This is a genomic window from Shewanella psychrotolerans (genome assembly GCF_019457595.1).
GTDB lineage: Bacteria > Pseudomonadota > Gammaproteobacteria > Enterobacterales > Shewanellaceae > Shewanella > Shewanella psychrotolerans.
The window spans coordinates 3,572,835-3,597,224 of record NZ_CP080419.1; the positions used below are offsets into that span (position 1 = coordinate 3,572,835).

Below are 24,390 nucleotides of genomic sequence, written 5' to 3' on the forward strand. Positions count from 1 at the left end.
ATTGATATTTGGTATTGCTCATTTAGAGGCGCGCATTTTATTTCTCACGGTCGATGAGGCTCACCATTTCTTGGATTAGCTGCTCGTTTATATTATGTGATGTTTATTCACAGCCAAAAACAGAGCGCGTTGATCATCGAAAGCAAGGATATATCGGCATAGGAAAGTTAACCAAGACTATATCACTGATGCCTGTCGCGCCGTCTGTTCAAACTGCTCATCAAGCCCAATTTGGTATTGATTGTCCCCTCGAGCTTTTGCGGCATACATCGCCTGATCAGCCACATGTAACAAGCCATCCATATTCGCCGCATGTTCAGGGAAAACAGCAATACCTAGACTCGCGTTAATCCCCGTAGGCATAATATTTAGCGGCTGAGACAAATGATGCGATAGTCGAGTACAGATCTCATTTGCTTGTTGATCTAGGTTATTTTCACTAAACAAACCCTCAACGACCATGACAAACTCATCCCCGCCAATACGAGCAACGAGATCGCTAGGCTGCTTAAGTGCGTTTAACCGTTTGGCGCAAGCAACCAAAACCTGATCGCCCGCTTTATGCCCTAACGTATCATTAATCTCTTTGAAACCATTAAGATCGATAAACACCAATGCGACTCTGGTATTTTGTGCCCTTGCTCGCTGGATTGATTTTAATAGGTGTTGCTCCAACATCAATCGATTAGGTAGCCCAGTTAATGCATCATGATGCGCTAAACGATGAAGATGATGTTGCTGCAGTTTTTCTTGAGTAATATCACGTACTACGCCCATCATTTTGACGACTTCGCCTTTTTCGTCTTTAACTAGGTTGCCCGTCTCCCTTACCCAGTGGATGCTATTATCAGGCCATACAACTCGATATTCTTCATCGTGATTTTCCCCCGTTTCGATACACCTCAACTCACCGGCTCGTACCTTCTGCCTATCCTCTGGATGCACACGTGAATAAAAGAACTGATAACTAGGGGTTATTTCACCGACTTTAAATCCAAAGATACCGTATATCGCTTCAGACCAATAAAGGATATCGGTACCCACATTCCAATCCCAAGTCCCTATTTGGGCAAAATATTGGCTGCGTTTGAAACGCTCCACATCACCCGCAATCTCGTCGGATAGATCCAATTTACGCACCAAAAACAGTAACTCAGCGCCGTTATCGGTTAAGCGAGTAAAACTTAAATCCATCTGACTGCTATTTAAACTTTTGCCATATTGGCGATCGGGACAAGTTATCGACGAAAGCTCGCTAATATTATCAAGCCACTCACCGATGAAGCGATGAGATAAATCATTAGAATCTCTGTCTAAAAGTTGTTGGGCGGTGAGATTATGTTGCAACAGATACCCATCGTGACTGACTAACAACAAGCCGTCGTCAATATGTTGATTAAGGTTATCAAACGCTCCTTTAACCTGCTCACTCTTATGGGATGAACGGCGATGAGCGATTATCTTAAACACTAAGGCGATAACACTCACTAAAGTGAGCGCCGAAATAGCAAAGACAATCGCTATTTCTGCAGCGCTATTCATGCAATATCTCTATTAAGAAACCACAAAAAAAGTAATTTATAATCGCTGAAGACAAACCGCGCTTCCATGTTAACGAAACTCCTCTTTCTATCTTTAATTAAATAAAGCCATCATAAAGTTGCAAACACGGCTAGATGCTTAAATTTTATAACTATACGCGGTAACAATTGCAATACAAATTAAAGGTGACTTAATCGTCACGGGTCAAGACTTCGAGTAATTCGACATTAAAATTCAAATCTGAATTAGGTTTAATCAGCTCACCAACTTGACGTTCGCCATAGGCAAGGTGAGCAGGTACCTTAAGCTTGCGCTTACCACCAACTCGCATCCCCATCATGCCTTGATCCCATCCCTTGATAACACGCCCCGTACCAATAACACACTGGAACGCTCTTCCTTTATCATATGAAGAATCAAACTTAGTGCCATCGGATAGAAAACCTTCATATTGCACTGTAATTAACGCGCCTTTTACCACTGCTTTTCCTTCACCAACTTCGACATCGATAATCTCTAATTCACTATTCATTTGAACTCCTAACTCAACGATAATACTAATCAGTATAAGAAAGCCCCCGATAAAGGAGGCTAATAATAAGACTGCGGCCAACAATGGCAGCGCTAAGGCAATCGGGTGAGCTTAAGCATTATTAACGGCAATAGGTATCGACCGATGAATCTGACGACCTACATATGCCCCTAGCACCATAGCAAACACAAATAGAAAAATATCAGGTTCGAAATAGGCCAAGTTAACAATCCCAGGGCCAGGACAGATCCCAACCATCCCCCAACCAAGACCAAATAATACCGAACCAATCAGTAAAGGCGCATCAATAGCTCGCTTGGCTGGCAGATGATATTGCTTATCCAATAGCGGACCCTGGTTATCTAATACCCTTGGCTTCACAACCAGTAAATAGGTGGGTAAATAAACCGCTAACGCCCCAGACATCACAAACATCAATGAGGGATCCCACTCTCCCGTTAACAACAAGCTTAAATTTAAAAAATGAATCACTTTATCTGGGTCAGCAAGTCCCGATAACATCAAGCCCGTACCAAACAGGATTCCACACAACAGCGCCATCAATTTATTCATAATGGCCCTCCTAGTGAAACACGATGGCGGCAAGTACGCCGACAAACATAAACACTAACGTAGCGACAATCGATCGAGGCGATAACCGACCGATACCGCAAATACCATGACCACTAGTACAACCACTGCCTAAACTACATCCCAACCCAACTAATACGCCAGATATCAACAGTAACGGAGTCGGTATTTCTAGGGTACTCATATCCATAGGCTTGACGCCAAACAGGGCTTCAAGTGGTCCTCCCATCAGCAATCCACTGAGTAGTAATCCAGCTAAAAAATACCATTGCCAAGCAAGACCTTTTGAGTCACTTTCTCCGCTAGACCAAAGTGCGCCAGACAAAATGCCACTGATCCCAGCTATTCTGCCATTAAGTAACAATAATAATATGGCGCCTAAACCGACAAGCAGGCCACCGAATAGCGCGGGGGCGAAGGATGAAAACATCAAATACCTCTTTCATCTAACACTGAATAGAATTTAAAGGAGTCTTATGTGGCAAAGACGCCTTTGATACAAAGGACTAAGCCTTGGCAAACTTATAGGTACGGTAACCACCGATCAGGTTACGGGCCTTGTAGCCACGATTGACCAGCTGACGATAGGCCACGTTACCGCGTAGGCCTACTTGGCAATAGATAACGATCTCTTTATCTTTAGGTAGCTCATCCATGCGATCGCGCAACTCATCGACAGGAATATTCAGCGCACCATCGATAAATCCGCCATTTTGCAATTCACTAGGATTACGCACATCCAGTAACAATTGCTCATCGCTTCGGTTATCGATCTCATCAAAATGAATCGGCATCGCATCGCCTTTCATTATGTTGCAAGCAACGAAGGCAGCCTGATTGATCACATCTTTTGCGCTGCCAAATGGCGGCGCATAGCTCAGCTCTAGATGCTGTAACTGCTCTATGGTCATCCCCGCTCGCTGGGCAACCGCCATGACGTCGATGCGCTTATCGATACCATCCTTACCTACCGCCTGCGCGCCAAGGATCTTGCCTGAGCTTGGGTCAAACAACAGCTTGAACGACACAACTTCAGCACCTGGATAGTAGCTGGCATGGCTCGCGGTGTGGACGTAGGCTTTTTGGTACTCTATGCCTTCTTTCTTAAGCTGTTTTTCATTTTTACCCGTAGAAGCCACCGCTAAATCGAAGATTTTACAGATCGCAGTACCTTGAGTTCCTTGATAGCTTTCCTGACGGCCAAACATGTTATTGGCAGCCATCCGCCCTTGACGATTGGCAGGTCCGGCAAGTGGTACTAGAGTTTGTGAACCCGTGACGAAATCTTGCTCTTCTACTGCATCACCCACTGCGAAGATAGCGGGATCGCTGGTTTGCATCATCTCATTGGTGTATATGCCACCTAATTGACCAATCTCTAGCCCTGCATCACGGGCCAGCTGTGTCTCTGGTCGCACGCCTATCGCCATGATTAACAAGTCGGTATCTAGGCTGTCACCATTACTCAAAGAAAGATTTAAGTGACCTTTAATATGTTGATGGGCGGTATCTTCACCCGCTGCATCGCTAGCCATATGCACCTGCGGCACATACTCAACAGCAGATAAGGCGGTCTCCAAACGCAGATCGATACCCTTTTGCCTAATTTCAACATGGGCAAATCCCGCCATTTCTCGGTCAATCGGCGTCATCACTTGCTCGCCCAATTCCAGCAAGGTCGTTTTAATGCCTAAGTGATGCAGTGACTCCATCATCTCAAGACCAATAAAACCCCCACCAACCACGGTGGCATGTTCAACATTGTTCATCTGGATCGTCTGCAGAATGCGATCCATATCAGGAATATTACGCAGTGAATGGGTAAGCGGATTATCGATACCGGGAATAGGCGGCACTATTGGCGAAGCGCCAGGACTCAACAGTAGAAAATCATAAGACTCACAATATTCGCAGCCATCGAGCTGATTTTTAACCGTGACGCTTTTATCCTGACGATTGATGGCGACAACTTCATTCATCACTCGCACATCGACATTAAATCGCGCTTTAAAGCTCTCAGGAGTCTGCAATACTAACGCGCTTCGCTGGCTGATCTCACCGCTGATATGATAAGGCAGGCCACAATTGGCAAAAGAGACATACTCACCACGCTCAAACATGATAATTTGTGCATCTTCGCTGAGTCTACGTGCTCGAGCCGCTGCAGAGGCGCCCCCTGCGACGCCACCGATAATCAAAATTTTTTTCATCTTAATGCCTCTAATTTCAACCCAAACCAAATCATGGCCGAAAGTGTATTACATTCGCCATTACATGCAAATTTGTTTTATTAGAAAAATCTAAGTGAAAATTTAAAACAGTGATCTCGGTTCAAGTTAAGGACATTTTCCAAATTGATATTTTTTAAATACTGATCTGTCTCGAAGCAACATTGTCTGACAAGTTTCCCCTTTACAGCGCTCGTCCAGCCACATAAGATCCAGCCACTCTACGCAAAAAGAAAGATACCTCAATGACCACAATAACCATTACTCGCCCAGACGACTGGCATGTTCACCTACGCGATGGCGATGTGCTTGCCGATACCGTCAGAGACACAGGCCGCTATATGGGCCGCGCGATCATCATGCCAAATCTCGTACCACCCGCCACCAACCTTGATAGCGCCATGGCCTACTATGAGCGCATCAAAGCCGTAACCACGACCAACTTTGAGCCTTTGATGGTGCTCTACCTGACCGATAATACGACAGCTGAGGATATTCGCACCGCTAAGGCTTCAGGCAAAGTAGTCGCCGCTAAGTTGTATCCGGCCGGGGCCACCACCAACTCAGATTCGGGCGTGACCGATGTCAAAAACATCTACCCAGTGCTTGAGGCGATGCAAGAGGTAGGCATGCTATTTTTGGTTCACGGTGAAGTCACTGACTCCTCTATCGATATCTTCGACAGAGAAGCGATCTTCATCGAGAACACCTTAAAGCAAGTGGTTGAAGACTTTCCTAAGCTTAAAATCGTGCTTGAACATATCACCACTAAAGATGCGGTCGACTTTGTGATGAGCGCGCCAGACAATGTGGCAGCAACCATCACTGCCCATCACCTGCTGTATAACCGTAACCATATGTTAGCCGGTGGTATTCGTCCTCATTTTTACTGCTTGCCTATCTTAAAGCGCAACACCCACCAGCAAGCACTGCTCGCGGCAGCGGCCAGTGGCAATAAGAAGTTCTTCTTAGGCACTGACTCGGCCCCTCATGCTAAAGATCGTAAAGAGGCGGCTTGTGGCTGCGCGGGGTCTTATACCGCTCACGCAGCGATCGAACTCTATGCTGAAGCCTTTGAATCGGTCAATGCGTTAGATAAACTAGAAGCCTTTGCCAGCTTCAACGGCCCAGACTTTTATGGCCTAGCGCGCAACAGCGACACCATCACCTTAGTGAAACGCAGCTGGGATGTGCCAGCAACCTATCCGTTGGGTGATACTGGCGTCGTGCCTATCCGCGCTGGCGAAACCATCGAGTGGCAAGTTGAGAAGTGACAAGTTGATAAATAAGTTGATAAATAGTCAGCTTAACTAGGGTTAATCAGTAGCAATCCATAATAAAACACCGCAAATTGGCGGTGTTTTATCTAAGGGTGAGACTTTTTCTATCGCGAGAGTAGCTCATGTCGTACCAACAACCCTCAACATATGTAACCCTCAACATATGACTCTCAATATATGACCCTTAATAAATGATCATCTATCGATACCTTTCTCTTAATGCCTCTTATGGCTAGGGCGCATCACTAACTCTCATCATTAGGCAACCAGAGTTTCACCATCAATCCCGCATCCGCGCGATTATGCAAGCTTATGCGTCCATCATGGGCTTCGACTATTTCTCGGCACAATGCCAAACCTAGGCCAGTTCCCGAGTGTTTAGTCGAGTAAAAAGGTAATAAGGCTTGAGTCAATACCTCAGGCGACATGCCGCTTCCGCTATCTTTAACTTCGATAATCACTCCTGAAACACCATCGGCCAAAATACTGGCATAGATACGCAGCGATATATCGTCGACATTGGAGCCGGATTCATGAGCATTTTTAAGTAAATTGAGTAGTACCTGCTCGATTTGAATAACATCGAAATAACCGGGATCTGGCGGCAACTCACCTTCAAGGGTAAAACCATAATGTTGCGCCAACTGTTCGGTCAAACGAGTCCAATCGACTCGACTCTTTTTCGGTAAAGGCAGCTTGGCAAAACGGGCATAATTAAAAATAAATTGGCTTAAATGGCTGGTTCTATCTTCAATGGTATCGAAAATCAGTTTGAGCTTAGGATCCGCTAGCGGCTCAGTGATCTTGCGCCCCGATTTCACCATAGAGGCGATAGGTGCCACCGAATTATTCAGCTCATGGCTGATGATTCGAATCACCTTTTTCCAAACCGCTACCTCTTGCCGATTAAGCTCACGTGTCATCTGCTTAAGTAAAATAAGGTGATGATACTGGCCGTTAAGCAAGAAACGTCCACGAGACAGGTGCCAAGTTTCATCCTCACGATCTTCGTTCTCGCTGGCCAAGGTAAACAAGCCGCCCTTAGGGTTGTTAAGCGCTATCGCTAACTCTTCACTCAACCCTTTAAGCAATTCAGGCAATTTCAGTCCTTCGATTCGTATGCCCTGATTAAACAAGTGACGGGCGGCATCATTAGCATAGATAACCCGCTGTTGATCATCGAGCAGTAACATCACATTGGGCGAGCTTTGGATCACCTTGTCGAGCAGCAGTTCACGCTGATAGATATACTGACGCTCTCGCCGTAACACCTCTGCAGACTCATTGAACAGGGTCGCCAACGCCCGAAGTTGGCCATCTCCTTGCAGGGGAATATGCACGCTAAAATCGTTATCTTTAAAATTAAGCAGACCCACCTCTAATGCACTTAAACTGCGCCCGAGATCGTGAGTAAGATAACGACTCACCAGCAGTGAGAATGTCAAACAACCCAAAACAGCGGCACTAATAAGCGGCCAGCCCAAATCGGTTATCGCCATTGGGGCTAACCACCAAAAAAGCCCTATCAGTAACCCTATGGCAGATAAAGTTGACAACATTGCGCCCAAAATGAGCTTAGTCCGCAGTGACAGCCCTGTGGATATGATATCGCTGTGATCGGGTCGCTGATTCAATGATTGGCTCACTTATCAATACCAAACTTTTCCATGCGCCGGTATAGCGCTTGGCGACTTAATCCCAACGCCTTAGCCACTCTAGCAATAACGCCATTATGCTCGGCAAGGGCCGTTTCAATTTCATCCTTGTCGGGGTCGACTTTGGCCGCTATTTTTGCACCAGCAACGGTATCATTCTGAGGAGGAAGATGAGAAGAGGTCAGGGGCTGAGTATCGGGCTGGGAGTGAGTCTGAGATCGCGCGCCCGCATGACGGCTATATTGTTCAGATTCAGCCGCAGGTGATAAATCTCGACTGCCTAAATCTCGACTGCCAACCAAATTCAACAAACCGAAGTCGGCAATGGTCAGCTCAGGGCTTGGGGCTAAAATCACCGCCCGTTTACAGGCATTTTCTAACTCACGAACATTCCCCGGCCAAGGATGATTAACTAAGGCCTGCTGGGTCGACTTAGACAATGAAAAACCTGGCCCTATAAAATGACCAATCAGAGGAAGAATATCGTCTTGACGTTGGTGCAATGGCGGCAAAGCAAGCTCAATCACATTCAAGCGATAGAAGAGATCTTCTCTAAATCGCCCCGTGGCAATATCGTCCGCCAGATCGGCGTTGGTCGCACTCAATACCCTCACCTTGACCTTGCGAGTCTGATGACTTCCTAAGCGCTCAAATTCGCCCGTTTGTAGCACTCTCAGTAACTTGACCTGGCCTGAGAGAGGCAAATTACCTATCTCATCTAAAAATAGTGTGCCGCCGTCGGCCGCCTCGAAGCGACCGATTCGGGTCTTATTCGCCCCAGTAAACGCCCCCGCCTCCGCGCCAAACAGTTCCGCTTCAAGCAGTTCCATCGGCAGCGCACCCACATTCACCTTGATAAAAGGCTTATTCTTAAGTGGAGAATTAGCATGAATAATGTCGGCCAATTTATCTTTACCCGCACCATTAGGCCCAGTAATCAACACCGATACATCTGATTTGGCAATTTGCAGCGCCAAGTCGATACAGCGCTGCATTGCACCGCTGCCAAACACTATGCCGCATAAGTCAGCATCTTTAATCGCTGCCATCCGCTGATGTTCACTGCGAGCCAGCTGAGTATTTTGTTTAGAGAGTCGGTGAAGCGAAATAAGATTATTGACACTATTAAGTAACTTATCATCATCCCAAGGCTTACCCATATAATCGGCAGCACCCTGCTTAACCAGCTCCACCGCTAATTCAAGCTGAGTCCAGGCGGTGAGTAAGATAATCGGCAGTTGTGGCTGCAACGCCCGCAATTCAAAGAATAAACGCTTCCCCTCTTCACCGGATGTAGTGTCTTGAGTAAAGTTCATATCTTGGATCACTAGCGCAAACTCATGATCGCTCATGCAGGCTAAGGCCGCATCGGGTGAGAGGCAAGTATGAGTGTTAAATCCATGTAGTTCTAACATCAATGCCAGTGCGCTGCACACTGCTTGATTATCATCAACGATGAGAATGGTATCCATATCTTCTTATTAATTTTTTACACATCTATACAAGAACAACAAAACTACCCGAAAGTGCCAGTAATATAAAGGTCATAGCACTTTCGAGTACTGAAACGAACACGACAACTTACACGCTACGCGTCGCCATTGCCGGTGAGATATTGGCCGCCTTACGCGCCGGCAATACCACAGCTATGGTGGTTACCGCTAATAAGCCGATAACCGTCATCACAGGATAACCCCACTCAAGATGAGGCAGCGCATAATGCTGCATCAGTTGCTGCCCAAGTAACATAGCCAACAAGCCACCAACCACACCGCCAAGGATGCAGATAATGTAATTCTCCACCAAAAACAGACTCAAGATATCACCTTTTGTCGCCCCTAATGCACGGCGAGTACCTATCTGTTTTGTACGGCGCTGAATATTAAACATCACCATACCAGTCAGTCCTAAGCTGGTGATCAGTAGCAATAACACCACCATCATCGACAGTACTGTCACCATCAACTCATGATCTCGATAGGAGCTTTCCTTTACCGCGCTGATCGACTGAAAATCATCAATAACCCGATTGGGGTTTTCCTTGAGCATGGCATCGGTGATCGCCTTTTTCAGTTCAGCATGGTGACGGGGATTCGCACGAACCAAGTAGGAACGCCCGCCCCAATCGACATTTTGAATAACGCTGTATTCTAAATCGTCACTATCTATCCAAGCACCTTGCAGCTTTTCCACCACGCCAATAACGGTTATCTGGGTATCTTCCCCTTCATATAACACTTTGCCCAGTGGCGACTCATTAGGCCAAGTCGCATCGGCGAAAGCCTTTGACACGATAGCCAGTTTGCCACTAGCAGAAAGGCTAGTGTTGATCTCATCGGGATAGAAGTTGCGCCCCTCAATCAGCTTAACGCCTAGAGTATCTATAGTGTGCTCAGTCCCTAAATACATCGCAAATTGGGGCGTCGATTTAGCCGTTTCTGGATCGGGCCCTAAGTTAAGGGTGCTCGACCAACCACTGCCACTTAACGGCAGCATGTTTGTCGACGTCGCATGAAGCACATTAGGCAGCTTGCGTAACAGTTGCTGATCCAGTTTATTTTGTTGCACAGCATCTATATTGGGATCAAAGTTATACATATTGAAACTTAAGATCTCAGACTCGGCAATACCAGAATCACGCTCCATCATGCCCAGCCGCTCATGAATAATAAAACTGGCGTTGGCTACGATAGCGACAGATAAAATAATCTGTAATAGCAGCAATACAGGGCCACTCTTACTGCGCATTAAGGTGCTTAGAATCGGTTTAATATTAAGCATTTTAAATCCCTTATTGGCTTTTTAAATAAACGCTAGGTTTAGTGCGGCACACCACCCAGGCTGGATACAAACCCGCTAACAACGCAGTGCCAACCGCGATAGTCGGCGTGATAACCCACATATTGATCGATAAATTTGTCAGGCCATCGGACACATTAAATCGCGCCGACAAGCCATAGAGCGCAAGCCAAGCCCAAAGCAAACCTAATAGCCCACCAAATAAGCCAATCACGCCGACCTCGACCATATATTGGGAAAAAATCTGCGCGCGACTGGCGCCAATAGCACGCCTTACCCCGACCTCTGGTGCTCGTTTAAGAAACTTAGTTAACATCAATCCCAGAATATTGACCAAACACACACACAGAAACAGCGCGCTCAAGCCAACCAATATTTTATTATCTTCGGGCACCACATGATTCATCTCGAGCCAAGCAGCAACATTAGATAACTGTACCGAATCGGCCGCGGCTTTATCGTCGGTAAAACGATTCAATCCTTTTTGCTGCTCGACATAGTTGGTTAAAAAGCTGCGATAAGCCGAGCGAGACTCTTCACTAGGTAAATCGACCCAATATTCCAGCCACACCTTCTCTGAGGTTAAACGGTCGGAATAACTGAACATAGGTTCAAACTTCCAACCCGATGAGTTGCCCCACACATCAAACTCTTCAATAGGTGTCAGTGAAAATGGGATAAATAACTGCTCAGCTTTATTAAACGCTCCCGAGGTCGGATCATAATATTTAGGCTGAGGATTCCACTCTTTAATCACCCCCACAACTTGGTACGGCTTACGATTAAGATAGACAGTCTTGCCTAGGCTGTTTTCACCACCAAATAAACTCTGGTTGAGCTCCTCGCCGATAACCACTTGATATTGTGGATCGCTATCAACCGATTTATCCCAAACATTGCCGTATAAAAACGGCACCGAAAACAGGCTGAAAAATCCGCTATCGGTGACTCTTACCCCTCGAAGAATGGGCACAAACTCTGGGTCATCGATTTGCACTGCCGCACCAGAGCGAAACATTGCCGCTTGCGCCTTGGGCACATCAGACTGACGCAGATTCATCACATCTTGGTATGTCACCAGCGAATGATACTCATCCCAAGAGTCCACTCCCTGACTCCAAAGCTGAATGGCATTCAATCTGTCGTTGCGATCTCCTGCCGGATTAAAGGACATCATGTTGTACACGTTAAGCGTCGTGATCGTAATGCCGATACCAATAGAGATCGCCAGCACCATCAATAGTGATAACACCGGGGTCTTTTTGATGCTGCGCCAGGCCAGATCCACGTAATATAAAAACATGCCTACTCTCCTTAAATAGCCACTTGCTCGGCACCGTCAACCAGATGGGGCTGACCGCCTTGATAAAGGGTAAAGTCACACACTTGACCATCGACGATCTGAATATTGCGCTGAGCACGGCGAGCAAGCTCAGGATCGTGAGTCACCATGATGATGGTCGTTCCCGCCTTATTGATCGCTTCTAAAAGCTCCATCACCTGACGAGCCATCAGGCTGTCCAAGTTACCTGTTGGCTCGTCGGCGAGGAGAAATCTTGGTTCGCCAGCAAGAGCACGGGCAATAGCCACACGCTGCTGCTGACCACCGGAAAGTTGTGACGGTAGATGCTTCATCCGAGCTCCTAAGCCAACTTGCTCAAGCGCTTGTTTAACCCTGCGTTGACGTTCAGCAGCGTTGAGGCCGCGATAACGTAATGGCACTTCAACATTTTCGGCTAAGTTAAGATCGGGGATCAGGTTGAATCCCTGAAAAATGAAGCCAATTTTTTCATTACGGATCCCGGCGGCCTTGTTATCGCTCAGATTCGAGATATTGACATCATCGAGAAAGTAATCGCCATGAGTAAAGCCCTCTAACAAACCCGCGATATTAAGAAAGGTGGTTTTTCCCGAACCAGATGGCCCAGTGACGGCAACAAACTCGCCCTCATTCACCTCGAGGTTAAAATCACGTAATGCATGGGTTTCGACTAAATCCGTTTTAAATACCTTGCTGATATTTTTCATCAATAACATGGTGTTATTCCTTAATTTCTCTTTTATCAATTCGTTATAATTAGACTAACTCGCACCGAGTAACTTAATCGTCAATTCCACTAACGCGACGGACGTCTCACCTAGATCGGCATCAACCTTAATCACCTCCGCTAGACTTTGTTCGAGCTGCTGAGCACCAGCAAACTCTGTCGCCTGCAAGATATTAAGACCCAATAAAAACCAATCTGACGCATCTTGGGTCATCACTTGTACGGCCACTAACAGCAGCAATAATGCCGATATGGTAATCACCCGCTCCCGGTTAAGCCAAAGACTCAACTCCTTCATCATCTTTCTCCTAGCGAACTAATACTTGTTGGGCTTGTTTAAACGGCTCGATACTGGAGATCACCCATCTGTCACCCACTTCACCACCTTGCAAAACCTCAACATGACTCATACTGCGCGCGCCGAGTTGAATCTCTGTACGCTCTGCAATATCTCCATCCACGCGATAAACCACACGCCCCCCACCGCTGGAGACAAACGCCCCACGTTTTACCATTAAGACATCACTGCGATTTTCCAGTAACACGCGCGCCGATAAACGCTGATTTTGGCGCAGATGTAAATTGTCATCTTGCTTAAAGCGCACCCGAGTGGTCACTTCGCGATCGCGTACTTCAGGCGATATCGAAGAGAGCTTGCCCATCACGGTCACGCTACCAAAGCTCAGCTCGACATCCATGCCGAGCCCTAACTCATCGGCATAAGATTCTGGCACAGCCAATTCGGCCTCAAACGCACTTAAGTCGACCACAGTCAAAATAGGCTGACTTTGTTCGATACGCGCTTTTTGCTCAGTTAACCAATTACCTATGATGCCGCCAACGGGGGCGGTGATATTCAATGCCGCCACCTGTCTTTCTAGCTCTGCAACCACCAGTGCCTGTCTATCCACTTCTAGCGCCTTATTTTTTAGCTCAAAGGCGAGCGTATCTTTCATCAGATCAGCTTCTTGCTTCGCATGAGCAAACAAGAGTTTGGCCTTATGCAGATCATCTTTGTTTTTCTCAAAATCAATTTTTGAAATAAGATCGCTTTCAATGAGTTGATCACCACGGCGACTTTCACGGTCCGCCGCATCTAAATCAACTTTTGCCATATCCATGGTTTGTAGGGCTTTAAGCTGTTCACGACGAGCATCGAGACGGGTTCGTTCCAGCGCACTTTGCATTCCTTCAAGTAGCGCCTCTTGCTGCTTCAGGCTATTAGTCAAACCATGACTTTCTATTTGCGCGACCACATCCCCTTGTTCAACCCTATCCCCTGGTTTCGCAAGCAAAGTCACAGTACCGCGCTCAGGGCTGTAGAGGATTGGTGCATTCGCCGCGACAATTTTACCGTTAGTGGCGATATCACGGGTTAACGTGCCCCGCTCCAAGGTCGCAAAGCGTAACTCTGTACTGTCGATAGACTCACTCACACTACTGCCGTTGACACTCGCCCAAACTAAGCCAGATACAAGTAGCACCGCTGCCCCAAGACTCAAAGGCCATTGCAAACGACGCCCTAAACTGGGAGCGACTTGTTTATCTTGTCCGCTGGTATCTTTAATCATTATTGATCCCTAACTGTGTCCGTTACTCGATCTCATCGATTTATACAATGTAGGATTACAATTGTCGTGCCAATTATAAATAACAATTAAAACCAATCACTTAGGATTGAAATAGGTATTTTAGGAAAGATAAAAGTGTCCGCGGACACATGTTAAGTGTCCGATGTTATAAGGAAGTGTCCGTAAATCAGGAAGTAGAACGGTTTAGCGAAGAAAGAGGAGCGGGGAGCACAGCTTCGCGCTGGCCCAACCTTAGTTGTTATACGGTAGTTTTAAACTCAGCCTCTGCTGACTTCATTAAAAATGTCACAAGACACGTCATAGTTATATTGCCTTGCTATCTTCTGCGAGAAAAACAGTTGAGGTAACTCAAAAAGAACCAAGAAAGCAATAATGAAAAGTGAGTTTGTATACTCTAAAACAAGTCCAATAATGCTAATAGTCAACAGTATTAACTCAAATGAAAATAAAGCATATTTCCTCAAGTAACAGTGATGAAAGCCACCAAGAAAAAACCAATTCAACGCTGCATAGGTATCAGGATCTTTGAGTTCTTCAGATTGACGCTTATAAAACTCTTTCTTTTGAGCTTCAGGTAATGCATTTACCTGCTTTCTCAATGAATCTTCATTTTCCTCTAGCTGCTCTATTGGTTCGAATAAGCGCATTAAGGCACCTCGTCATATATTTTTTCAACTAAGTCTGGTTGACTACATCGCTTTATTCTCGACAAACCAAGCTTCCAACCCTTTAGCGCCCCATACTTCGAAATACACTGCTTAGTATATTCAGAACAGGTAGGTTCGAAGTTACACTCAATGTTCAATAATTGCTTGGAGCCACCACTAACTTGGTAGCGGTGGATAAGCTTCAAAGAAATATATTTAAGCAAACTTAACGGCCGAGAGTGATAATTACGGCCTCACGCTTCCAAAATAGCATAAAGCGTTTTTGTTCAACGACTTGAAATACGACTTGCCAACCATCTTGCGCATACTTGTTTAGCTCAGCTTCCATTTTTTGAATTGGCAAACCACTTGCCCCTAGCAAAATAGTACCGCAGCCACCTTCAACGATATGAACTACTTTATACTCTGAATACTTTGTCATTTTTTTAACCAACTATTACAATAAATACATAATGTTATAACACCAATAAGCAGGCATCAAGATGAATAGGATAAAGTGTGCGACATCGCACTTGACTACGTGAAGCAGCTGATTATCGTTTGCGACTAGGGGATTGCTAAAAACAGATAAAGGGGATGGAGGTAATTAGGTGACTCATTTGTGTCGAAGAGTGTTTTTAAAGCTAGGCTATGCAATAACGTTAAATCGAAGAGACGCTAGATATGGGTGTAAACACATTTGTGACCTTCCGAGGTATGGATGCCGAGGTAGAGCTACATGGAAGTGCTCGTAGCGTGTCATCGAATTAGCTGCACAGATAGGTCGCTCTTTCACATCCTGTGATCACGACATTTTCGCATCCATGCGCTTCACCTGCCGCAGACAATTCAAAACCATGAAGGTTAATGCTACCAAGAGTGAATTGAAACGAACTCAACAAAATGCTGTCAGCTAAAAATGCACTTTGGAACCAAGGGGGTTACACCCCTTGATAGTCGACTCGGAGTGATTCATAGCGCTCAACCATCTCATTTAGGCCACCTTCTTCGAGTGTGCGCAGGCCACTTAACACTAAGGTTTTACGGCCTGTTCCGACAAGTTTATCACCACAGTGCAGCTCAAATTTGAGCGTCACATCACCGCGCTTACCATCGATTTCTAAGTGTTGTTCCACTAAAGAAAGTTCGATGTGATTAAAATCGAAAGAAACCAAATCGAACGACATACTCTCATAGATCACCAGCGGCCTAGCAGGGTTTATCATCACCCCATGTTTACGCATCATAGGCACTAATACATGAGTAAAGTTGAGCCCAGAGAAAGCCACGTAACTACGGATAAATGATTCGATCTGAACTTCACACTGGGTGTTAGTACCACTGCGCTCGACACTTAAATATTGCTTCTGTTTATCATCAAAAATCGTAAAGCTATCGCCTACGCTATCTGGGAAAACCAGTTTAACGCCATCACCAACCATACCTTCGAAGCTAAAGCTCATCGTCTGACTCAAGCCATATTGACCCAATACTAAGGCAAATAGCAGATCACCGGGGACGCAGAAGCGCTTGGCCGCAACATTATGGATAGGGTTAAAATCTTGTGCGACGCCTTTAGCAAACTCGCTCGCTTGCTGGGCCGAGACAGAAACAAGTTGTAGTTCTTTTTTAAAATAAGGACTTAGAAACATATTGGCTCAATAATGCAGAGTGTTGTTATCAATCAAGGGGCATAGTGTATAGCAAATTGTGACAAATACTTCTCCGATGACTTGAAATATAAAATTTAACAAGTGTAAATATGGTCCACGCACTGCCAGCGGTGCAATTAACCTCATCTCATGCCAGCTCCTTAAGGAAGCATTAACATGACAAATTGATCTGGCTGCAGCCCAACATGGCTATGGAAAACTGCACGCATTTGTTGCTGACTAAGGAGATCGTGTGGGCGCAGTAATGGATCTGTATCGTTATCAAGCTGATGGTTTTAGCAGCATTAATGCGGGAGCGATGACAATGATTTTAACAAAAAAATATCAAACCTAAGACTAATATCGACTCCCCCACACAGCAAGCAAGCTAAAACACTGTTTTAAAAACAGTTAATCACAAAACCCTCATACAACACTGCTTACAGCTGTTTACATAATTTTTACATCACTCTTGATTTCAATCAAAGAACTTAATGATAATAGTTTGCGTTTACATACGTATTAAGTAAACTTGCCCCTAATTTAATAACCCTGACATAACAACTGGGAAAAATGATGATGAAAAAAACACTGATTGCCGCGGCTTTACTTAGCACTTTTGCAAGCCAAGGTGCTTATGCTTCTGAAGAAACTAAAGAGTTACGTAAAATTATTGAGCAACAACAAAAAGTGCTTCAAGACCTAGAGAAGCGTCTAGAAGAAACAGAAAAACGCGTAGAAAAAACCGCGGATGTGGTTGAAGAATCAAGCTCAGCTAAAAGCGCGACCACCATTGGCGGCTATGGTGAACTTCACTACAACAACATCACTGACAATAAGTCAGGCAAAGACAAGAAAGAGTTCGACTTCCATCGCTTCGTGCTGTTCTTTGGCCATGAGTTCACGGCTAATACCCGTTTCTTCTCTGAGCTAGAAGTTGAACACTCAATCTCTGGTGACGGTCAAAATGGTGAAGTAGAGCTAGAACAAGCCTATATCGAACATGATTTTAGCGATGCATTAACCGGTAAAGCGGGTCTGTTTCTCATGCCTGTAGGTATCATCAACGAAACTCATGAGCCACCAGCATTCTACGGTGTCGAACGTAACCCGGTTGAGAAAGATATTTTACCAGCCACTTGGTGGGAAGCCGGTCTTAACCTAAACATCAAAGCCGCTCCAGGCTTAGCGTTCGACGCAGCAGTCACTTCGGGTCTTAATGTGGGCGATGACTACAAAATTCGTGGCGGCCGTCAAAAGGTATCGAAAGCCAAAGCTGATGACTTAGCTTACACCGCACGCGTAAAATACACTGCTGTACCCGGTCTAGAGCTAGCGGCTACCGCTCAATATCAATCTGATCTGACTCAAGGTGCTGGCGATGTCGATACCGCCTCTGCAACGCTAATAACTGCTCACGCAATTTACAGCATTGAAAACTTCACCATTAAAGCACTTTATGCACAATGGGATATCGATGGACAAGAAGCCAAAGCCCTTGGACGCGATGAGCAGAGCGGTTATTACATTGAACCTTCATACCGTTTTAATGAGAGTGTCGGCATATTCGCTCGTTACAACGCATGGGACAACAATGCTGGTAATGGTGATGATACCGAAATCACCCAAACCAATGTGGGTGTAAACTACTGGTTACATGAGAACGTGGTTTTCAAAGCAGACTATGAAAAAGTCGGCGGCGCGAAGGACGCTGATGGCTTCAATCTAGGGGTTGGCTATCAGTTTTAAGCCCATAACCTAGGTAAAAAACCATCATTGCAGCGTTCAACCTGGTTTGAACGCTGCAACAACAAACTGATTTAGGCTTAAGATATGCACGCACTCAGATCACTTATTACTGCATTATTAATCTCCATGCTATTGGCGTCATTTGCTCACGTTAAGGCGGCTAGCGTGTACCAAACATCTGACGAATTCATCAGCCAAGCCTTTAACGCTGCGATGCCTAAAGCAAAAGTGTATTGGCTAGAAGATGAAGATAAGCAAGTAATTGAGGAGATCTTAGCGCATAGATTCAATAAGATGCGACTACGTTATTGGCAGCAAGCCGATGAGACTGTATGGATCATGGAAGAGATAGGTAAAGAATCACCCATTACTGTTGGTATCCATATTAAACAGCAAGCCATAGTGAAAACTAAGGTACTTGTTTACCGTGAAAGCCGCGGTGATGAAGTACGCCACGACTTTTTTACTGACCAGTTTAAGATGGCTAGGCTAACGTCAGATCGACAGCTAGATCGACATATTGACGGCATCACAGGTGCGACGCTATCGGTTAGAGCATTAACCAAGTTATCCCGCATCGCCTTATACCTCGATAGTAAGCTCCATGGTTAACTGCGCAACATTAATATTGACTGATTCATTCATTAAAATATTGAGTAAAACCCAATGTTATTGTTATCGATTGTGTAATATGATCGCTAACCAAATAACATTGTTCCCTCTAGGCAAGTTTGCCTATCTAGCGCAGATAGAAAGATAACCATTAATGACTAATAAACCTCGCCATCCTCATCGTAAATCACTGCCTCAAAAGCTGGCGAAACGGTTTAGGCCTTGGCATCGACGAGTAGGCATTATTAGTGCTTTTTTTGTTATTTTGGTCTCGTTAACAGGTATGTTAATTAACCATAGCCACTACCTAGCACTCGACAGTATGCGCGTACAGCAAAAATGGTTACTCGATCATTACGCGATCAAAGCCCCCGAAAAAACCAGTGTTTTCTCACTTTCCCCACTGCTCGCCAGCACCGATAACTTACTTTGGCAAGACGACACTCAGCTTTTAGAAGCGGCAAATACTATCCTTAGCGCTGTCGAGTATCAGGGACTCATAGTGGCAATCGATAACAACAACCTCTACTTAATATCCCAGCAGGGTGAACTGCTGGAGAAGCAAGATAGCTCAACAGGCTTACCCTCTGCTCTTATGTCGCTAACCGTACAGGTTAATGACAATGGCAGTGAACTTTGGCTTAACAGCGAAAATGGCATTTACCTTGCCGATAGCGAGCTGATCGAATGGCGCACCGCTGTGCCCAATATAAAACCCAAGTGGCAAACCCCAATAAAACACAAGGCTAACCCAGCCATCATAGACAAGATCACTCAACAAGCCCGATCGAGTCATCTCACTTGGGAGCGAGTGTTACTGGACCTTCATAGTGGTCGAATTATCGGCTTATCAGGGCCTTGGTTAATGGATATTGTCGCCTTATCCTTAATCATGATGGCCATTTCAGGCCTATATTTATGGCAGCAAACCAAACCTAAAAAGCGCAAATCTAACGCTTGATCGCCCACTTGCTCTAACTCTGGTTCAAACAGTGAGTATTAGATCTATCCCCCTCAAGCTGCATGATATGTTTGCCGTTTTGGCCCTTGAGATACCGCTAATAATTTTGATTTATGCATCACGATTTTCTGGCTAAAACCCAAAACCTGAGTTAGCTTTAGCGAAGATAAGTTCTTCGGTGCGATAGGACCCACAAACGCCTGCAGAATGTTTCTAGACTATGTCGATTTTCGACATCGATACCAACCCTTGCTGAGATTTTACAACCTATGTCTAATGTGGCTCCTATCCTGTCGTCTATCGACACTCAGTTGCATCAGCTAGTCAAAGATATTGATATTCTTGAGGCGGTTAAACCGCTCAACTATCTGCAACAAAGAAACGCATTTTTCGAAAATCATTTTTCAATCGAGCCAAGATTTATCTATGCCGATACCTCTATCGATCCATTCACCCTCAAACGCAGCTTATTTAACTTGCCGTTAGAGGAGATTGAAGATCCTGATATCTATACGTTATATCTCGATGTAATTGATTCCTATGTTGATAAGATTGACCAGTTTAAATCGATTGGTAGCAGTGAATTTCTGTATGACTCGCTGCGCTATTATGGCGAACCCAGCGAAAAAGATATCCGTAACGCTCAGTTTATTTTGCATCTACCAGACAATCCAGACGAGCAAACCGGAGCGCTACTCGATGCTCAGGCCATCAGCGAAATCTTGGCCAAAATGGCAATAGAGGAAAACTATAACTGGCAGTTACAAATGGATGAAACCATGGTCGCCAATGCCTTAGTTTCTGGCACTAAGGTGCGCATCAACAGCCACGCTATTTTATCGACAATCGATGCCCAAGCCCTTGCTCACCATGAATTAGGCGTCCACTTAGTCACCTCTCTCAACGCTAAGGCTCAGCCACTGCAAATTTTATCGTTAGGTTGCCCACTCAATACCATGACCCAAGAAGGGCTGGCCATCTTAAGTGAATACCTATCTGGTAACCTGAGTGTAAAACGCCTCAAGACCCTTGCCTTAAGGGTCATGGCGGTCAACTCGATGATAGAAGATAAAAACTTTCGAACCACATTTTTACTGCTCAAAGAAAACTATGGCGTAGACGATAACTTAGCCTACACCATTACCGCGCGCGTATACCGTGGCGGCGGTTACACCAAAGATCATCTTTATCTCAAAGGATTCAGCATGATTTTAAGCGCTTATGAGCAAGAGAAGCACTTTAACCACCTGCTAGCCGGGAAAACATCATTGGCCTACCTACCTTTAATTTCTCGTTTGATAAGTAAAGGGATATTACTCGAGCCAGAGTTCATCACACCTGCATACCGCAATCCAGCGTCCAATGGCGCTGTGAGTAGATTCATTACTCATGCAATCCGTTGATAACATCATTTAATTGAATCAACAGGCTTAATTCAAAACATTACGCATCAGACTACACCGATGCGTAAATGGAGAAGGGGTTTTATGATGAAGGTGCTTGAGCAATACAGGCAACCCGCAAACATGCTCTGCCAGTCATTTAGGCACAGTGAATGTCAGGCGTATATTTCGCCATTAATCGACGCTGATATTGCGACGCTAAAACAGATCGGAACCGATCCGACCATTTGGCGCTTCGCTCGTTTCCCTAAAAGCGAGCAAGCTGTTTTCAATCGTTATTTTGAATCGCTGCTTAAAGATCCAAGCAGTTTCCTGTTTACGGTAAGAGATAAAAACACCCAAGAAGTAATAGGGTTTACTCGCCTTAAAAGCATTGACTTTAACCATAAGCGAGCTGAAATAGGCACCTGGTTAATGGGTACCAGTCAAGGGAAGGGAATCAACAAATATATTAAAAAACAACTACTCACAGTAGCCTTTGAGATACTAAAACTTGAAGAAGTCTACTGTTATGTCAACCGCGAAAACCAACCTTCGGTAAAGAGTCTACTCTCGCTTGGCTTTGTGATTAACGAGGATAAAAATCGCCTTTCACCTACCCATAAGAAAGAGGTTGATATGGCGCAGTACTATATCCATATCAGCGCCGACCGCTTCGCTCAAACATTATGGCAACAGCAGGCATAAGGTTTAAAAAGAAGGGGGCGAGCCCCCTTCTCTATTGAAGCCCATTAAAACCGAGCACACTAGCTACCCGTTAACTTTTGCCACCATGAAAGCGGTTTGCCGCAATTTTTGATTGGCTGGTAACTTTCACGCAACGCTGGCAATGCCACAACATTTGCGCAATCGGGTTCTTGTGCAATACCTGCTTTGTCGAAATAACCTTGTACCACACCATCAACAGGCGTACGTCGCAAACTGATGGGTGAACGATTATTTAAAAAGGCCTGATAGACCGCCATAGCACCGCTACTCCCGTAAAGACTGGTCTTACCGTTATCATCGAGGCCGACCCAAATCGCGGCAACGTTTCGCTCATCGAAACCTGCAAACCATGAGTCACGAGAATCGTTACTGGTGCCAGTTTTACCCGCTAGTGTGACTCCAGGAAACGCCTTACCAAGTCTGGCCGCGGTGCCAGAACGAACCACTTCGGTCATCGCATGCTGCACTAAGAAATCGCTGGCAACCCCAATCGCTTGACTCGCACCAGTATTTGCACTCTCCAAAGGATTGTTATTCGCATCCAAAACATGGGTTACCGCACTAAGCTGACGATAACGACCATTATCGGCTAAGGTTTGGTATACCTGAGCAACCATCAATGGCGAGCCATTGACTGCGCCAAGTAGCATAGATGGATATTCAGGGATCTTATCGGCCCAGCCCGCCTTGTCTAAGGTGGTTGCTACCGCTCCGGTGCCAATCGCCATACCTAAGTTCACCGTAGGCACGTTCATCGACTTCTTAAACGCGGTCAATAACGGCACCTGTCCAGAAAACTGCTTGTTGACGTTTTGTGGAGACCAGGTCTTACCTTGCTCATTTTTAAGGGTGATAGGCTCATCCTTAAGTGGCGTGGCTAAGTTGTATTTATCGCCTTGACTAAGGGCTGTGGCATAGACAAACGGCTTAATTAAGGAACCGATAGGACGCCTAATCTCTACCGCACGGTTAAAGCCTTGATAACTTGGCACCTTATCGCCTACCATCGCGGCGATACCCGCCGAATATTTGTCGGTCACCACCATGCCAACTTGTAAGTTTTTATCACGTCCAGCTAAATGTTTCATGGTCGACTCAACCGCCTTTTCCGCTGCCTCTTGCGCCATAGGATCGAGCGTGGTGTATACCTTAACCCCAGACTGTTGCAACAAAGCATCACCAAAGCGTCTAGATAGCTCACCTCTTACTACCGCAAAGAAAGCGGGCAGTTTTTGATGCACTGGTCGATCGAATTTGCGTAAACCCAGCGGAGATTCTACCGCCGCTTTATACTGGGCTACCGACAATTGCTCGGCTTCCATTAATAATCGCAGCACTAGATCTCGGCGCTCTTGAGCTCGCTCAGGATAACGCCAAGGGTTGTAATATGAGGGTCCCTTAATTGCCGCCACTAAGAACGCCTGTTGCGGCAAAGTCAGCTCCGCAATGGGCCGGCCAAAATAGAATTGCGAGGCTAAGCCCATGCCATGAACCGCGCGGGATTTATCTTGCCCCATATACACTTCATTTAGGTAGGCTTCTAAGATTTCATCCTTGTCATAACGAAAATCAATAATGATCGCCATTAAGGCTTCGCGCACTTTACGCACGATGGAACGCTCACTGGAGAGGAAGAAGTTTTTCGCCAATTGTTGCGTCAGTGTCGAGCCACCTTGCACGGTTCGTCCTGCACTAATATTAACCAATGCGGCACGTAAAATGGCAAAGGGATTTACCCCATGATGCTCATAGAAGCTGCGGTCTTCCACTAAAATCAATGCATTGACAATCGCTGGGGGAATTTTATCTGTCTGTACAAATAGACGATCTTCACCGTCGCCCGTGATCATTCTGTCGAGTAATACTGGCTCTAAGTGAAACACCGCCATTTGACGACGATCACTTTGACGCGCAACCGACGCCACCCCTTGGCTATCGAAGGTGATCATCACTCGCTGCTCGACCTGAGAGCCCTGTGGATGTTGAAACGGGCGACGCCACAGATCAACCTTAGTTTTTGACGCTGAAAACTCACCAACTTGACGCGGATTCGCCACCTTGCGATAGCCCAGCAGTTTTAGCTCGGCAATCAATTGTTCATGGCTCACTGCAGCCCCAGGATAAAGCGCCATCGAGCGACTAAAGACCTGAGCCGGAAGGTGCCATTTCTGTCCTTCAAATTTACGGGCAATGATCTGATCCAGATAGATGCTATAAATCGTTAAGCCTGCGATAACAATAAGCGCTAGCTTCCACGTAATCGACCATAACTTGCGTCCCCAGCCTTTAGATACTGGCTGTGCTTTTTTAGACTTGGTCTTAGCAGACTTATTGGTCGGCTTCTTGGCTGCACGCTTTTTAGGTGTCTCTTTGCTTGTCATTTCATTTCCA

General features: G+C 45.6%; 23 protein-coding genes. 6 read left to right on the forward strand and 17 right to left on the reverse strand.

Features of this window, described 5'->3' with window-relative positions; all coding sequences use genetic code 11:
* Nucleotides 1–177: 177 nt before the first annotated feature.
* The 5 genes from K0I62_RS15785 to K0I62_RS15805 form a co-directional block, all read right to left on the reverse strand.
* On the reverse strand, nt 178–1,542 hold the full coding sequence (locus K0I62_RS15785; RefSeq protein WP_220069015.1) for a diguanylate cyclase domain-containing protein: 1,365 nt from the start codon (nt 1,540–1,542) through the stop codon (nt 178–180).
* 190 nt (nt 1,543–1,732) lie between these two features.
* Complete coding sequence (locus K0I62_RS15790) at nt 1,733–2,074, reverse strand: FKBP-type peptidyl-prolyl cis-trans isomerase (RefSeq protein ID WP_220069016.1); 342 nt, start codon at nt 2,072–2,074, stop codon at nt 1,733–1,735.
* A 111-nt stretch (nt 2,075–2,185) separates the two neighbouring features.
* Nucleotides 2,186–2,647: a DUF6691 family protein gene (locus K0I62_RS15795; RefSeq protein WP_220069017.1), complete on the reverse strand. Its 462-nt coding sequence runs from the start codon at nt 2,645–2,647 to the stop codon at nt 2,186–2,188.
* 10 nt (nt 2,648–2,657) lie between these two features.
* Complete coding sequence (locus tag K0I62_RS15800) at nt 2,658–3,095, reverse strand: YeeE/YedE family protein (RefSeq protein WP_220069018.1); 438 nt, start codon at nt 3,093–3,095, stop codon at nt 2,658–2,660.
* Nucleotides 3,096–3,171: 76 nt separating this feature from the next.
* Nucleotides 3,172–4,875: an FAD-dependent oxidoreductase gene (locus K0I62_RS15805; RefSeq protein WP_220069019.1), complete on the reverse strand. Its 1,704-nt coding sequence runs from the start codon at nt 4,873–4,875 to the stop codon at nt 3,172–3,174.
* A 263-nt stretch (nt 4,876–5,138) separates the two neighbouring features.
* On the opposite strand from K0I62_RS15805, the gene pyrC reads away from it, so the two are divergent.
* Nucleotides 5,139–6,167 (forward strand): dihydroorotase, encoded by a 1,029-nt coding sequence (gene pyrC, locus K0I62_RS15810; protein ID WP_220069020.1) that lies wholly within the window; start codon nt 5,139–5,141, stop codon nt 6,165–6,167.
* Between the two features lie 251 nt (nt 6,168–6,418).
* Here pyrC and K0I62_RS15815 read toward each other — a convergent pair whose 3' ends face one another.
* From K0I62_RS15815 to K0I62_RS15865, 11 genes are all read right to left on the reverse strand, one after another.
* A complete protein-coding gene (locus K0I62_RS15815) occupies nt 6,419–7,732 on the reverse strand; it encodes a sensor histidine kinase (RefSeq protein WP_220071417.1) in 1,314 nt (437 codons plus the stop codon).
* 83 nt (nt 7,733–7,815) lie between these two features.
* Entirely contained in the window at nt 7,816–9,300 is a 1,485-nt protein-coding gene (locus K0I62_RS15820) for a sigma-54-dependent transcriptional regulator (RefSeq protein WP_220069021.1), read from the reverse strand.
* A gap of 109 nt (nt 9,301–9,409) precedes the next feature.
* Nucleotides 9,410–10,609 (reverse strand): ABC transporter permease, encoded by a 1,200-nt coding sequence (locus tag K0I62_RS15825; protein ID WP_220069022.1) that lies wholly within the window; start codon nt 10,607–10,609, stop codon nt 9,410–9,412.
* 10 nt (nt 10,610–10,619) lie between these two features.
* On the reverse strand, nt 10,620–11,930 hold the full coding sequence (locus K0I62_RS15830; RefSeq protein ID WP_220069023.1) for an ABC transporter permease: 1,311 nt from the start codon (nt 11,928–11,930) through the stop codon (nt 10,620–10,622).
* A gap of 11 nt (nt 11,931–11,941) precedes the next feature.
* Nucleotides 11,942–12,664, reverse strand: a complete 723-nt coding sequence (locus K0I62_RS15835) for an ABC transporter ATP-binding protein (protein ID WP_220069024.1) — start codon at nt 12,662–12,664, stop codon at nt 11,942–11,944.
* Nucleotides 12,665–12,709: 45 nt separating this feature from the next.
* Entirely contained in the window at nt 12,710–12,976 is a 267-nt protein-coding gene (locus K0I62_RS15840; RefSeq protein ID WP_220069025.1) for a hypothetical protein, read from the reverse strand.
* Between the two features lie 7 nt (nt 12,977–12,983).
* The gene (locus K0I62_RS15845) at nt 12,984–14,246 is read right to left on the reverse strand and encodes an efflux RND transporter periplasmic adaptor subunit (RefSeq protein WP_220069026.1); all 1,263 of its coding nucleotides are present in this window, start codon (nt 14,244–14,246) and stop codon (nt 12,984–12,986) included.
* Nucleotides 14,247–14,524: 278 nt separating this feature from the next.
* Nucleotides 14,525–14,914 carry a TM2 domain-containing protein gene (locus tag K0I62_RS15850; protein WP_220069027.1) on the reverse strand — a complete coding sequence of 130 codons (390 nt, stop codon included), beginning with the start codon at nt 14,912–14,914 and terminating at the stop codon, nt 14,525–14,527.
* Complete coding sequence (gene yidD, locus K0I62_RS15855) at nt 14,914–15,138, reverse strand: membrane protein insertion efficiency factor YidD (RefSeq protein WP_220069028.1); 225 nt, start codon at nt 15,136–15,138, stop codon at nt 14,914–14,916. Before yidD ends, K0I62_RS15850 begins: the two co-directional genes overlap by 1 nt.
* Before the next feature lie 2 nt (nt 15,139–15,140).
* Nucleotides 15,141–15,356: a DUF4177 domain-containing protein gene (locus K0I62_RS15860; protein WP_220069029.1), complete on the reverse strand. Its 216-nt coding sequence runs from the start codon at nt 15,354–15,356 to the stop codon at nt 15,141–15,143.
* A 499-nt stretch (nt 15,357–15,855) separates the two neighbouring features.
* Entirely contained in the window at nt 15,856–16,566 is a 711-nt protein-coding gene (locus tag K0I62_RS15865) for a DUF3581 domain-containing protein (protein ID WP_220069030.1), read from the reverse strand.
* A 573-nt stretch (nt 16,567–17,139) separates the two neighbouring features.
* On the opposite strand from K0I62_RS15865, the gene K0I62_RS15870 reads away from it, so the two are divergent.
* The 5 genes from K0I62_RS15870 (at nt 17,140) to K0I62_RS15890 (ending at nt 21,978) form a co-directional block, all read left to right on the forward strand.
* Entirely contained in the window at nt 17,140–18,315 is a 1,176-nt protein-coding gene (locus K0I62_RS15870) for a porin (protein WP_220069031.1), read from the forward strand.
* Between the two features lie 126 nt (nt 18,316–18,441).
* Complete coding sequence (locus tag K0I62_RS15875; protein ID WP_434086854.1) at nt 18,442–18,927, forward strand: FMN-binding protein; 486 nt, start codon at nt 18,442–18,444, stop codon at nt 18,925–18,927.
* Nucleotides 18,928–19,081: 154 nt separating this feature from the next.
* A complete protein-coding gene (locus K0I62_RS15880) occupies nt 19,082–19,888 on the forward strand; it encodes a PepSY-associated TM helix domain-containing protein (RefSeq protein ID WP_220069033.1) in 807 nt (268 codons plus the stop codon).
* A gap of 269 nt (nt 19,889–20,157) precedes the next feature.
* Nucleotides 20,158–21,291 (forward strand): flavohemoglobin expression-modulating QEGLA motif protein, encoded by a 1,134-nt coding sequence (locus K0I62_RS15885; RefSeq protein ID WP_220069034.1) that lies wholly within the window; start codon nt 20,158–20,160, stop codon nt 21,289–21,291.
* An 84-nt stretch (nt 21,292–21,375) separates the two neighbouring features.
* The gene (locus K0I62_RS15890; protein WP_220069035.1) at nt 21,376–21,978 is read left to right on the forward strand and encodes a GNAT family N-acetyltransferase; all 603 of its coding nucleotides are present in this window, start codon (nt 21,376–21,378) and stop codon (nt 21,976–21,978) included.
* 59 nt (nt 21,979–22,037) lie between these two features.
* Here K0I62_RS15890 and mrcB read toward each other — a convergent pair whose 3' ends face one another.
* Nucleotides 22,038–24,380, reverse strand: a complete 2,343-nt coding sequence (gene mrcB, locus K0I62_RS15895) for a penicillin-binding protein 1B (protein WP_220069036.1) — start codon at nt 24,378–24,380, stop codon at nt 22,038–22,040.
* Between the last annotated feature and the right edge of the window lie 10 nt (nt 24,381–24,390).